Source organism: Acidobacteriota bacterium, assembly GCA_028875575.1.
Lineage (GTDB): Bacteria > Acidobacteriota > Terriglobia > Versatilivoradales > Versatilivoraceae > Versatilivorator.
Genome location: JAPPDF010000046.1, coordinates 24205 through 37005 on the forward strand (window position 1 = coordinate 24205; position 12801 = coordinate 37005).

The 12801-nt window shown below is 62.9% G+C and carries 13 protein-coding genes; 4 read left to right on the top strand and 9 right to left on the bottom strand.

Annotated features, from left to right (window positions below; genetic code table 11):
- Position 1: 1 nt before the first annotated feature.
- Complete coding sequence (locus OXI69_07200; protein ID MDE2665919.1) at positions 2 to 1033, bottom strand: hypothetical protein; 1032 nt, start codon at positions 1031 to 1033, stop codon at positions 2 to 4.
- A gap of 260 nt (positions 1034 to 1293) precedes the next feature.
- On the opposite strand from OXI69_07200, the gene OXI69_07205 reads away from it, so the two are divergent.
- Positions 1294 to 1773, top strand: coding sequence for an NfeD family protein (locus OXI69_07205; GenBank protein ID MDE2665920.1), 480 nt, complete (start codon positions 1294 to 1296; stop codon positions 1771 to 1773).
- Positions 1773 to 2720, top strand: a complete 948-nt coding sequence (locus OXI69_07210; GenBank protein ID MDE2665921.1) for a paraslipin — start codon at positions 1773 to 1775, stop codon at positions 2718 to 2720. Before OXI69_07205 ends, OXI69_07210 begins: the two co-directional genes overlap by 1 nt.
- A 169-nt stretch (positions 2721 to 2889) precedes the next feature.
- Here OXI69_07210 and OXI69_07215 read toward each other — a convergent pair whose 3' ends face one another.
- A complete protein-coding gene (locus tag OXI69_07215) occupies positions 2890 to 3717 on the bottom strand; it encodes a hypothetical protein (protein MDE2665922.1) in 828 nt (275 codons plus the stop codon).
- Positions 3718 to 3764: 47 nt separating this feature from the next.
- Here OXI69_07215 and OXI69_07220 point away from each other — a divergent pair, with 47 nt between their 5' ends.
- Positions 3765 to 4214: a hypothetical protein gene (locus tag OXI69_07220; protein MDE2665923.1), complete on the top strand. Its 450-nt coding sequence runs from the start codon at positions 3765 to 3767 to the stop codon at positions 4212 to 4214.
- A gap of 59 nt (positions 4215 to 4273) precedes the next feature.
- Here the strand turns inward: OXI69_07220 and OXI69_07225 are convergent, their stop codons facing one another.
- The 7 genes from OXI69_07225 to OXI69_07255 form a co-directional block, all read right to left on the bottom strand.
- Positions 4274 to 5032: a 3-oxo-5-alpha-steroid 4-dehydrogenase gene (locus OXI69_07225; GenBank protein ID MDE2665924.1), complete on the bottom strand. Its 759-nt coding sequence runs from the start codon at positions 5030 to 5032 to the stop codon at positions 4274 to 4276.
- A gap of 22 nt (positions 5033 to 5054) precedes the next feature.
- Positions 5055 to 7463 (bottom strand): PQQ-dependent sugar dehydrogenase, encoded by a 2409-nt coding sequence (locus OXI69_07230; GenBank protein MDE2665925.1) that lies wholly within the window; start codon positions 7461 to 7463, stop codon positions 5055 to 5057.
- A 15-nt stretch (positions 7464 to 7478) separates the two neighbouring features.
- Entirely contained in the window at positions 7479 to 8339 is an 861-nt protein-coding gene (locus OXI69_07235) for a carbon-nitrogen hydrolase family protein (protein ID MDE2665926.1), read from the bottom strand.
- A gap of 87 nt (positions 8340 to 8426) precedes the next feature.
- Entirely contained in the window at positions 8427 to 9497 is a 1071-nt protein-coding gene (locus OXI69_07240; protein MDE2665927.1) for a DUF2961 domain-containing protein, read from the bottom strand.
- A 102-nt stretch (positions 9498 to 9599) separates the two neighbouring features.
- On the bottom strand, positions 9600 to 10355 hold the full coding sequence (locus tag OXI69_07245; protein MDE2665928.1) for an RraA family protein: 756 nt from the start codon (positions 10353 to 10355) through the stop codon (positions 9600 to 9602).
- 115 nt (positions 10356 to 10470) lie between these two features.
- The gene (locus OXI69_07250) at positions 10471 to 10848 is read right to left on the bottom strand and encodes a VOC family protein (GenBank protein MDE2665929.1); all 378 of its coding nucleotides are present in this window, start codon (positions 10846 to 10848) and stop codon (positions 10471 to 10473) included.
- A 17-nt stretch (positions 10849 to 10865) separates the two neighbouring features.
- Entirely contained in the window at positions 10866 to 11624 is a 759-nt protein-coding gene (locus tag OXI69_07255) for an SDR family NAD(P)-dependent oxidoreductase (GenBank protein MDE2665930.1), read from the bottom strand.
- 338 nt (positions 11625 to 11962) lie between these two features.
- Here OXI69_07255 and OXI69_07260 point away from each other — a divergent pair, with 338 nt between their 5' ends.
- Positions 11963 to 12676, top strand: coding sequence for a TIGR02206 family membrane protein (locus tag OXI69_07260; GenBank protein MDE2665931.1), 714 nt, complete (start codon positions 11963 to 11965; stop codon positions 12674 to 12676).
- Positions 12677 to 12801 lie beyond the last annotated feature (125 nt).

Sequence of the window (12801 nt, forward strand, 5' to 3'; positions counted from 1 at the left end):
GTCACTTCAGGCTGGACAGTTCGACCGTTTCAAGGTGAAGACGCTTGCCCACGCGCATGCTGGCTCCACCCACCAGCAGCAGGCGGCCGTTGAACGGCAGCATGCGGTGAAAGAAGCGATCGTCTGCGAGCTTTGCCGAGATTTGCCAGGCGTCGTTTCGCTCGTCCAGGACCTGGATATTGCCGCCATAGGTGCTCACCAGGAGACGCCCTTCCACGGTGAAGGCCGAGGAACCGAAGCCCTCCATGCCCTTGCCGCGGTCGGCGTCGGCTTTGGGATCGATCAGGCTCGGCGCCTGGGACCACCGGCCGCTGGCCGGGTCGTAGACATCGACCCTGATGGTCGGCCCACCCTTCTGTCGCATACCGCCGATGACGTACAGCTTGCCGTTGCGGTGTCCCAGTGAAACCGCTCGCCGCAGGAAAGGCGGTTCGGAAAGGGATTCCCAGACGACTTTCTCCCGGGAAAGATCGGTCACCCAGGCCGTCCGGTGCCATTCGGGATCTTCACCGCCCAGGCGCCAGCCACCGGCAACGTAGAGCTTGTCCCCGATCACAACGGCGTCATGAGAGGACCGGGGCTCCGGCAAGGACGGCAGCGACTCCCACTGCCCCGTTTCCGGATGGAAGCGGACGAAATCGGCCACCGAACGCAAGTCGTGGTCGTCGTCCTCCTGGTTGTGAGCCGTGAATCCACCCACCCGGTAGAGCTTGCCGCCGTGGGCTACCATGGCCAGCCCTTGAAGTCGTGGACCCGTGGCGATCACTTCCCATGTCGAGTCCTTGCTGAGATTCAGGCGGCTGAGCTCGTCCGACTGACTCGTGTTGGAGTAGTGGTGCGGGCGCCCGAAATGCCCCCCGTAAACGTACAGCCAATCGCCGATGACCGCGGCCCCGAAACTGGTGATTCCCCTGGGCAGGTCGGGATATTGCCTTTCTTGCGTTGAGGGCAAAGATTCACTGCTGGTCAGCTTTCCGGCGCCGGCCGCCAGGACAACACACAACATCAACCCCAACATACGCAGCCTTCTCATTCTCATTCCTCCGCTGATCGATAATCCCATGAAGCCGTTCCCCCTTTCGTATGCAGCATACTAGTGAATATGAATATCATTTTCAACCAATTAACCGGCGGATCGTTCGGAGAAACGGTCTGACGAGAGAAATCAGGGAGCTTCCGCGGCCAGGGTTCTCGGGGAAAGGGGCTGGCCGCTGGCCTCTGGGCGACAGAAAGTGGTATGGTTTCCGCGTATCCGTTCAGTGCCGAAAGCGGCGAGTCAGCGCGAGGTCCGTAATGGACGGTTGGGCAACGACCTGGTGGTTCTGGGTGCTGTTGGGGCTTGGGCTCCTGTTTCTGGAACTGGTAACGCCCACCGGCTTCTACCTCCTGTTTTTCGGTGTGGCTGCCGTGCTGGTGGGCTTGCTGGCCGCCGTGGGTCTGGACGGGCCGGCCTGGTTGCAATGGCTGCTCTTTTCCCTGCTCTCGATCGGCAGTCTGCTGTTGCTGAGGGGGCGCTTGCAGGAAAGAATGAGAAGCGTTGCTCCCGCTCAGCCGGACAATGATTTGGTGGGCGGGACGGCCGAGTCGCTCGAAAACATCGCCGTGGACGGATATGGACAGGTCGAGCTGCGCGGGACTTCCTGGAGGGCCAAAAACGTGGGCTCGGAGCCCATCGCCCAGGCGGAGAGCTGCCAGGTCGACCGGGTGGAGGGGGTGGTCTTGTGGGTTCGGAAACCCTACTCTTTTGAACGGGTGAATGGAGGAAAAAGCTAATGGACGCAGGCCTGATTGTACTCTTCCTGCTGGCGGTGCTGGTGCTGTTCATTCTGGCCAAGACTGCGGTGGTGGTCCCGCAGCAGAGCGCCTATATCGTGGAGCGGCTGGGGCGGTACAGCGGCACGCTCAACGCGGGGTTCCATATTCTCATTCCCTTCCTGGACGTCATTCGCTACCGGCACTCCCTGAAGGAGGTCGCCATAGACATCGCCGAGCAGATCTGCATCACCCGCGACAACGTCCAGGTCTCGGTGGATGGCGTCCTCTACCTCAAGGTGCTCAATGCCGAGCGAGCTTCCTACGGCATCACCAACTTCGTCTTCGCCATCTCCCAACTGGCTCAGACCACCCTGCGCAGCGAGGTGGGCAAGATCGAGCTGGACCGCACCTTTGAAGAGCGGACCAACATCAACACCTCGGTGGTGAGCGAGCTGGACAAGGCCTCCGACCCCTGGGGGGTGAAGGTCCTCCGTTACGAAATCAAGAATATCAAGCCCCCCCGGGATGTCCTGGATGCCATGGAAAAGCAGATGCGGGCGGAACGGGAAAAGCGGGCGGTCATTCTGAATTCCGAGGGCATTCGCGACGCCGCCATCAACGAGGCGGAGGGCAGGAAGCAGGAAGTCATCAAGAACTCGGAAGCCAAGCGTACCCAGCAGATCAACGAGGCGGAGGGAGAAGCCGCCGCCATTCGCAGCGTGGCCGGCGCCACCGCCGAAGGGATCGTCAAGGTGGCCGAAGCCATACAGAGCCCCGGCGGCGATCAGGCCCTTCAACTGCGGGTGGCAGAGCAGTACATCACCGAGTTCGGCAAGCTGGCCAAGGAAGGAAACAGCCTCATCATGCCGGCGTCGGTGAGCGACGTGGGATCCATGGTGGCCATGGCCATGAACGTCATCAAGCAGGGCAGCTCCGCGGCCTCCTCATCCTCCGAGGGCAAGTGAGCGGGATCACTGCCTCCCCAAGCTGCATTCTCTGGTTGTTTGCCCCTGGACCGGCCGTTCAATCGGTCGCCTTCCAACCTGGCAAGATTATGGAGGTTTATCGGAAGTATTCTTGACTTGAAGCAAGACAGTTTGGTCAAGACTCCATATTCGCCCTAAATTCGTCCACTCACTCCAACGATACGTCGGGCCGTGCAGGCCATGTCAGAGTGCCGTCATTGGAACGGTTGTCTACCGACACGGCCCAAAGGAAGGGGAGACCTCCTCGAGCATCGATCTGCCACCGGATGAAACCGTTGTCGACAGCTCTGCTGACGGTTTTCTGCTGCCATGACAAGGGGCCAACACTGAAATCAACGGTTTGGGTCACGGACCCCGATGAGTCGTGCACGATGGCTTGTACCGGGACGGTGCTCACACCGAGATTGAACACTCCTATATTCACTCGCTGGTCCTGTCCGACAGTGATGCCCGCGCTGAATGCGCGGGGGCCGGAATCGACCAGGGGCACAATACCGTTGACAACCGTGGTGGTATACCGGCCGTTGGGTGAGTCGCTGTACACTTCGGCCGTCAGCGAAAACTTGTAGGGTGCGTCGTTAACCAGGGCAGCTTCGTCCAGGTTGAGCGAGTTGATATCGCCCGCCAGAACCACCGCCCCCGCGCCGCGATAACTGAAAACGTCTTGCAGGAAATTGTCATAGGAGCGGTATTGGTTGGCGCTCATGGGAATCGATTGTTGAGCGACAATGCCGTTCGGCCCGCATAAGATCGCATCCAGGGTGTAACTGTTGGTGGTGAGGTTGTGTATGACCACACGGGTCTTGAAATAAGTGCCAAAACGTCCCGGCGTATTGGCCAGCGTCGGAATCACGGCGAGTGGCGTAGCCAGTGGCAGTCCCAATGCGTGCTTGGTCCGCTCAAGCGCCGGGCTTTCAGCAAGAGCGGGCAGACTGAGACAGAGCGACAAGGCTCCGATGATGATCGAACGATTCATGGGATGTCTCCTTTTGGCGAATAGACTCGAAACCATTTTAATTCACGGTGTTCTCCAAAAAAAATGGGTCTCACCTGAACCCAAGGCTGATTCGGCAGGGCAGTCGGTCGGCCGCCCACTTGCTGTTCGAGCGCTACGCAATCTGGCTTCGGCGATGGGCGCATGGCCGGCTGCCACAGTGGGCCCGCGGCGGGGTGGACACGAGCGACTTGATGCAGGACGCCATGCACCGGACATTCGAACAACTCCCTCGAATCAGATCGGTGCACGTGACCGCTTTGCGCAGCTACCTGCAGCGCACCATCCAGAACCGGTTTGGAGATCAACTGCGGCATGCAACGCTACGTCGGTACCTCGCCTTGCTGAACGAGTCGATCCGGCTTTCAGACGATATTGAGTTTGCGGCTTCGGTGCTGTCTGCCCCGAGATCGATTCGCCCGGCAACGGCGCGCGGATTGGCCGACGCGCTTCGCGGTTTGGTCCCGCAGGAGATGTAGACCGTCTGTTTTTCCGAGGCCGCCGTACTGGTCACAGCATCTGAGCCGCTGGGGTTACCTCACAGAACGCCGGGGATGAGCGCGCGGCGGGAGGGTGGGTAGTCGGGGAAGGTGCGGCGGTACCAGCGGTGGCGCCAGAGCGCGCGGGGAACCAGGTTGGCGGCGGTCCAGAGGGCGAAGGCCAGCGCCGGCAGCGACCAGGCCATCAGCGCGAACCCGATCCACTCGATCATCTCGCCAGCCAGGTTCGGCGATGACAGGAACCTGAAGGCACCGCCCCGGGGGATGAGGTAGCGCCCCTGCTGCTGCCGGCGCAACTGTGCCAGGCGGTAGTCGGTGGTGACGTTCAGGGCCGCTCCTGTCAGGAACGCCGCCGCGCCGGCGATGAAGCAGCCGTCCAGCAGCCACTCCCACGGGTAGTCTGCCGCGTAGCCCAGGAACCAGCCGTTGAGGAGGCCGTTGACAACGTTGAAGACGAAGCCCGAGGCGCAGATGGCGACCGGCATCGGCCGGCTGTAGCGGGGCACGATCCAGGGCCACACCAGGGTCCGGTGGCCGTAGTGGATCACCCAGGCGGCCACCAGCAGGTCGGCCACCGGATGCCGGTTGCCGGCCGAAAGGTACACGGCCGGCAGCACGCACAGCGCGGGCAGTTCCATGACGACCCAGCCCCAGCAGGCCGCCACCCGCGGACCGCGCGGGTTTCCGCCGGTACGGCCGACGTGGTCGGTCCCCACGAGGCTGTAGATGAAGACGGGTATCGCCAGGGCGGCCCATATGACCACGATGGTGTCGAAGCCGGACAATTCGAAGTTCATGCCTACTACCCGGGGCCGTCCCTCACTTCATGCGCCGGATCCACTCGCGGATCAGCTCGACGGCCTGCCGGTCGACCAGCGAGGTAGCCAGTTGAGGCATCTTGCCCCGGTCGCGGGTGGCCATTCGGTGGAGCAGGACGGAGCGGGCCGGATCGCCGGGAGCCACCAGCCTGGCGTCGGGGATGTCGAACTTGTGGTGCAGGGGCTCCATGTCCAGCATCTTCATGCCTTCCAGGCTCTTGCTGAACTCCAGTGAGATCTGGGAGTTGCCTCCCCCGGCCTGCACGTGGCACTGGGCGCAGTTGGAGTGCAGGTAGGAGCGGGCCCGGGCCTCCAGATCTGCCCGCGGGTCGTAGGGGTCGACCAGTCGGGGGAAGGCCGCCGACCAGTGAAAGGGCAACTCGGCCGGCAGCACCGCCTGGCTGGCATCGGTGGCCGTGATACCCTTCACCCGCGAGTCCAGCCGGTAGCGGTTGACCCCGCTTTCTTGCAGCGCCTTTCGCAGGGACTGCTTGTCCTCGTCCGACCAGGCCGGCTCCAACACCCCCAGGTAGTGCAGCGCCTCCAGTTGGTTGGCCGCCACCCCTCCATAGTCCTGTTCCCTGTTCATCTGGAGCGTCGACAGCCCCAGGACGAAGTTGGCGGCCCGGCTGTGGCAGACCATGCACTCGCTGCGGCTGGGAAAGCGCCAGTCCAGCCGGCGCTTCCCTCCGTCTGCCAGGCCGATCTCGACCGAGGCATCCAGGCCTTCGCTTTCGACCAGGAAGGCTTCGGTCTGTTCCCGGTTCCAGGCATAGGAATAGCCCACCCATTCGCCTTGCTGCCGGGTCAGCAAGCGGGTCTCGACCCAGCGACTCTCGCCGGCACCGCCGTTTTCCAATTCGAATCCGAACGACTTGACCAGCACCGTCCGGTCCGGGAAGCTCCAGCCTGCGTTGGAGGTCATGCCTGCACCGGCATGGCTCGGGCCTTCGTCCTGACCCGGGGCCGACGGCAGGTAGAGGGACCGTTCCTTGAAAGCGCCGTCCGACCAAAGGGGGGCGTTCACCGAGTAGGGGATCATGCCGGGCGTCAAGCGGTGGCCTTCGACCGAGGCAAACAATCCGGTGCGGCTCAGGCGCCAGGGGAAGCGTTCGCTGCTGTCGGGCGCGTCGTTGACTTCCAGGGAGTAGAAGCCTCCCTTTCCCTTGTCGCGGTAGTCGAGCACCAGCAGGTTGCCGTCAGCGTCCACCTCGAAGGCGACGATAGCCAGGGAGGTATCGGCCAGCTCCTTGTGCCAGACGACTTTCCGGTCCTCCACCCTGGCTCCCCAGATCTTGCCTGTGGAATGGTCGCCGTAGATGTAGGCTCCCCGCAACTCCGGGAACCGGGAGCCGTAGTAGACCAGGCCGCCGGTCATGGATCGGGCTTCCGAGTGGGGGTGTTCCAGCAGGGGCCTTGAGACCGGGGTGGGTCCCAGCTCACGGTTGGCGTAGAAGATGTGGCTGCCCTCGTAGACGCTCCAGCCGTAGTTGGCTCCCCGTTCCACCAGGTAGACCTGTTCCCAGAGATCCTGGCCGTTGTTGCCCACCCAGACATGCCCGGTCCCGGGGTCCACCGACATGCGCCAGGGGTTGCGAAACCCGTAGGCCCAGGTTTCGGGGCGGGCTCCCTCCATTGCGACAAACGGATTGTCCGGAGGCACCGAGTAGAGGCGCCCCGGGTCCGGGCGGTCCACGTCGATCCGAAGCACCTTGGAGAGCAGATGATCGAGTCCCTGTCCCTTGAGATTGGTGTCGGAATCGCTGGTTCCGTCGCCGGAGGTGACGTACATCAGCCCCTTGGGGCTGAAGGCGATGGCGGCGCCGTCATGTCCGTTGGACTCCCATTCGATGATCACCTCGGCCGAGTCGGAATGAAAGTGGTGGGGCGATGTGCGATCCACGCGATAGCGGGTGATGCGAACGCGCTTGTCGCCGTCCGCCACTCGATCGTTACTGCCGATGAAGAGATGACCGTTTCCCTTGAAGTCGGGATGAAAGGCGATGCTGTAGGCCAGGGACTTCCCGAAGTGGTGCAGGACTTCGTAGGCGCCGTCAGCAGGGTCCCCGATGGTCCGGCACAGGCGCGGCTCCGTCGTGCTGGGGTCCTGGTCGATGAACCACAATCTACGGCTTTCCGGTTCCTTCACCACCACCACCGGGTTGGTCAGCGAGAGCCTGGGGAAGGCCCGCACCACCCGGTAAGGAGGGGGTGGGTCGGGGGCGCCAACCACCCGCGAGGAAACAGTCGGCCAAAGGTTCTTGAGTTGCTGAAGGGTGTTGGGTTGGCTTCGGTCGGCCCCGGCCGAACCCGGGCGAAGGGCGGCCAGCAGGACGAGCAGGCCCAAGGACAGGCAGAGCCAAATCGTTCCCGTTCGAAGGGCGGGCGTGGATCGGAATTGCAGTCGCATTCCTGGCCGGCCTGGTCAGACCCGGATCCGGTCGCTGGACCGTGGATCCCGGGTCAGGGTCCCACTGTGAAAGGTTCCCTGCATGCAGCGGTCCCGCCAGGCCTTGGAGGCGTCGTAGAGCTCGATTTCGGTGTCGATGGGATTGACCAGGACGGCCGGGCGGTGGGGCCGGGCCCGGTCGACAACCAGTCCCTGGGCGTCCACCACGAAGCTGGGCCAGGCATAGCGGCGGGTGCCGTTGTTGGCGCTGACCGCGAAATAGTTGCTGGCCGCCGCGGCCTGAATGGTGGTCGAAACCCAGATGTTGTAGTTGTGATAGCTCTCCAGACTGCCTCCGGCGTTGTGAAAGGAGACCAGCATGAGCTGAACCCCGAGCTGCTTGTACTGGCGAAACAGCTCGGGGTAGCGGAAGTCGTGACAGATCAGCAGTCCACACATCACGTCTCTCACCTTGAAGGTCACAAAGGCTTGACCGGGGCTGTAGTGGTGAAGGTCGCCGTCGTCGTCGTGGTCTCCGGTGCAGAACATCTTGTCGTAGCGGTTGACCAGGCGCCCCCGGTCGCTCACCACGTAGAGCGAGTTGTGGGGTTTGTGTCGGCCCGACAGGGGGTGGTTGGACCCGACCACCACCCAAAGACCGAGTTCTCCGGCCAGCTCCATGATCTCTTCCACGGCAGCCGAAACAGCTTCCCAGTCCATCTCCCGGCCGGACTTCAACTCGCTCCCCAGGTAGCCGGTCAGACAGGCCTCGGAAAAGTGAACCAGGTGAGCCCCCCTGGACTTGGCCAGCTTCATCTGACGGGTGATGGAGCGGAGGTTTCTTGCTACCTGTGTCTGGATTTCAAACTGGCAGGTGGCCAGGGTCAGTTGAGCCATGTCGCACTCCTTGAAGGTTGGGTCCCTGTTTCAGTAGCCGCCGTTTCCGTTTCCTCCCGGCGACGTCCACCCCGGTCCGGCCCGCGATCAGCGCGGCCAGCGGTGCGCCAGCCCGGGCAACTCCGGAAAGGGCACGTGCGGTTCCGTCTGGTACCAGTAGGCCACCGAAGCGATGTCATCGGCCAGCGGCTGGTACTTGCCGTTCGGCCACCAGCCCAGTGCCTGGATGGTCACGCGCAAGTCCTGCTGGAAGCAGATGGGATCCCTGATGTGCCATCGGTAGAGGCTCCACTTGGGCGGACCGTCTTCCCCCGAATGCTTGAGCACGTTACCGGCGTAGGCCGTGCTGTAGGTCTCGGGGAACCCGAAGCTTCCGCAAAAGTAGTCTTCGGTCCCGGTGCCGCAGATGGTGGGGAACTCCCCGTCCCCGTCGATGAAGAACTTGATCTCCCCTTCGCCGAACCAGCCGTCCGACAACTGCGTCCAGGCCAGGAAGGTCCCGGCGTATTTGCCCTGCCCCCGGACGTCGTCCAGGATGACGTATTCGGGTTGGTCGCGGTCGGTCACGGCCCGCCGCCAGCAGGCGTGCAGATAGCCCGCGCCGTCGGGGATCTCGGTCTCGGCGTAGGTGATCTGGTAGGTGAGAAGCCCCAGCTCTTCCTGGTCTTCGTTGGTGAAGCTGATCCTGGCCCGGCGCCGGAAGGGCATGGGCCAGTAACAGTTGAAGGCCGACTTGGGGATGACGGTCACGGCCAGCGAGTTGACCCGGGCGAACCGGTTGTGTCCCACGGCGAAGAAGTCGGAGACGGGGGTCTCAATGGAGGGAGACTCCTCCCCGTCCCAGTAGAAACGAAGGACGTGGGAGCGTCCCTTGGCGGGATCGGCCACCAGCCAGATGTGCTGAATCAGTCCGGGCCCTTCGACGTCCATCAGGGTCAGGGTCTCACCGGGTTTCACCTTGTAGAAGGGACTGACCTTCCATCCCTGTCCCAGGTGGCTGGCCGCTTGGCTGAAGGGCAGGGTCGCGGGATTGGGCTCCGCCATCCCCCCCCTCCCCTTCTCTCCGCCGGGATTCTCAGGAGAAATCGAGCGGGTTCGCGCCCGGCTCAGCAGGGGCAGTCCCCCCAGCCCCAGGCCAAGATGTTCCAGTGCATCCATGGGATTCCTTCTTCCGGTTCCGGCCGGAGTCGAACAGCGGCGACAAGTAGCGAGCCTGCCAGGGCGGCGTCGGTTTGGCGGACCGACCCTCGACCCGATCGGTCAGCGCTTCGAACCGCCGGAAGTGTCGTCCTTGGTGCCGGCGTAGGGGTTTTGCCTCACGATATCCAGAACCTCATCGGGCGTCCTGGCCCGGTTCAGGAGGTCCATGCGGACAGCTTCCTCTTTCCGAAGCGCCCGAACGTTGTTCAAGACGTCTTCCAGCCGGTCGGCGGGAAACTTGCAGGCGCCGTTTTCGTCCATGTGGATGATCTCCCCCGGAGCAACGTCCATGCCGGCCACCGAAACCGGCACATTGATGGCGCGAAAGGCCATGTGTCCGTGCCCGGGCGTGGTTCCGCTGAGCAGGTACTGGAACTTCATGGGACGGATCTCGTCGATGTCGCGGGAAGGGCCGTTGGAGATGGCACCCACGCACCCGACCGCCTTGAGAACTGTGGTCAGCACGCCGCCGGCCAGCCCTACCTTTCCGGCCACTTCCGGCGGAAACTTCTGCTCGAAGGCCAGGATGGTGGGTTTTCTGGACTTGCCCAGGGCTTCGACCAGGTCGGCCAGACTCAGGCAGTCGTAGCTGGGATCGGGCAACCCGTGGACACAGGTTACCGCGTAGCCGACGATTGGGCCCAGCTCCGGGAACATGCAGCGGATGGACTGATCGGTGTACCAGTTCTCGGTCCAGGGATTGTAGAGTCCCAGGCAGAGGGGATGGCCGGGATAGGTCGCCACCACGTTGGTGATGGAGGGCGTATCGAACTTTCGCAGCTCTTCAATCAGTTCTAGATCGGTTGGACGGGCCACAGGCTTCCTCCTGGATGGGTGTCGACTGCTAGGGTTATTTCGGGTTCAGCGCCTTCGGGGCTGTCGCAGGCGCTCAGACTGCGACTTGAGGGACGCAACCGCCACTTGGTTGCTATCAGGCCGACGAGTGCACGCCCACCCGGTTTCCCTCGCTGTCCTCGAAGTAGGCGTAGAAACCATATTCCCCGATGTCGGTCTTGGGCGTCAGCGTTCTGCCGCCGTTGGCGTCGACCCTGGCCAGCACCGCCTCGATGTCGGCGACGGAAAAGTAGATCATGGTACCGTCGTGGGAGGGGGCGCGCCCCTCCGATTTGAGGAGCGCGCCGCTCGAGCCGGCGCCTCCCTCGGTCGTGGGGAACCATGCCATCAGGGTGGACTGCACCTGGTTGAGGCCGAGCTGGAGCCCCAACACACTTTCATAGAACTTCTTGGCCCGGTCCATGTCGTTGACTGAAATCTCGAACCAGTGCACCGGATTGATCGAATCCGCCATGGTGTTCTCCCGTCCTCTTACCCTCTGCCGATGTAGGGCATCTTGGTGGCCATCACGGTCATGAACTGCACGTTGGCGTCCAGCGGCAACTCTGCAATGTAGAGCACGGCCCGGGCCACGTGATCGGCATCCATGGTGGGCTCCACCACGACGGCTCCGTGGGCCTGGAGCGCGCCGTCCTTGGACTTGGCCGTCATGGGCGTGGCGGCGTTGCCGATGTCGATCTGGCTGCAGGCGATATCGTATTTGCGTCCATCCAGCGAGGTGGAGCGGGTCAGACCGGTGATGGCGTGCTTGGTGGAGGTGTAAGGGGCCGAGTTGGGTCGAGGCACCTGGGCCGAGACCGAGCCATTGTTGATGATGCGCCCGCCCCGCGGTGTCTGGCACTTCATGATTTCGAAGGCCTGCTGGGTGCAGAGAAAGGAGCCGGTGAGGTTGGTGTCCACCACCGCCTGCCACTCCTCCACGCTCAACTCCTCCAGGGGTTTCGGCGGGGCCCCGATGCCCGCGTTGTTGAAGAGCAGGTCGAGCCGGCCGAATCTCTCCCGGCACCGGTCGAAAAGGGAGCGGACCGAGGCCGGCGACCCCACGTTGGTGGGCACCACCAGGGTCCGATCGGCCGTGGAACCGGCCTGGGCCGCCACTTCCTCCAAGGGCTCCCGGCGGCGGCCGGCCAGCACTACCCTGTAGCCTGCCTCCAACAGCCGCAGCGAGGCGCTTTTGCCGATCCCGGTTCCGGCCCCGGTCACAATGGCCACCTTTCCCTGTTCCTTCATGGGTTCTCCTCCCGGTCCAACCAAATCTCAGGCCGCCCCGCCGAGCGCCGGAATCCGAATCCTACCACGAACCGACGCCTGGTGTAGCCCGTTGCTGCTCCGTCGGTGAATCCTTGGGCGGCACCGCCGGAAGCCCTTGCAAAATTCTGAGAATTCTGGTCCATTGGGAGCACTGCCGGGGCAGCGGAGCGCAGGGCAGGGTTGCCAGGCCGCAGCCTGTGCCGATTCGGCAGAGCCGTCCCTCTTCGTGGTCCTTCGTGCAACTTCGTGGATCACTCATTTTTTTCTGTTGTTTCACGCAGGGATTATAACCATCGACTCCTGACCCAGTTATCAGCATGAACTTCGTTCTCTTCGGTTCTTCCCATCTGCTGACCATGGCCGTGGTGTTCGGGGTCAGCGTGCTCCTGCCCCTGTGGGTGCGCCGCCACTGCTCTGAGCGCGGGGGAACCCGGGTGGCGGTGTGGCTGGGCATCTTTGTGTTGGTTCATGAGATCGTCAAGGCCTGGATCAGGGTAACAGTCTACGATCACCGATTCGCCGATGTGCTGCCGTTTCACTTGTGCAGCACTGCCATCATGGCCACGGCGGTGTTGATGTTGTCGCGGAACCGCCTGGCCTACGAGCTGACCTACTTCTGGGGATTCAGCGGAACCCTGCAGGCCATTCTCACTCCCGATCTGGAGGAGCCCTTTCCCCATCCTCTTTATCTGAGCTATTTCTTCACTCATGGGCTCATCATCCTGGGAGCGCTCTACGCCACCTTGGTCTTCCGATTTCGACCGTTTCCACGCTCGATGGTGCGGGTCTATGTCATCACCGCCATTTACTGCTTTGTCTTTATCCTCCCTCTCAACTATCTGATCGACACCAACTACGTCTATATGCGCTACAAACCGGTGGGAGCCAGCCTCCTGGACTATCTGGGGCCCTGGCCCTGGTACATGCTGTCGGTGGCTGTGCTGGCCTGGTTTTTGTTCGCGGCCGCCTACGCGCCTTTCTACGTGACGGACCGCGTCGCCAGGAGGAGCGGGGCACAGGAAAAGGGTTGAGCAGAGAGAGGGTTGGGGCGCTGACTGTCGGAGATTCGCCTACTCGGTGCGGGATCTCGGGCTGCGAAGGAGTCGCAGGCCGTTGAAGATCACCACCAGGGTTGCGCCCATATCGGCGGCGACCG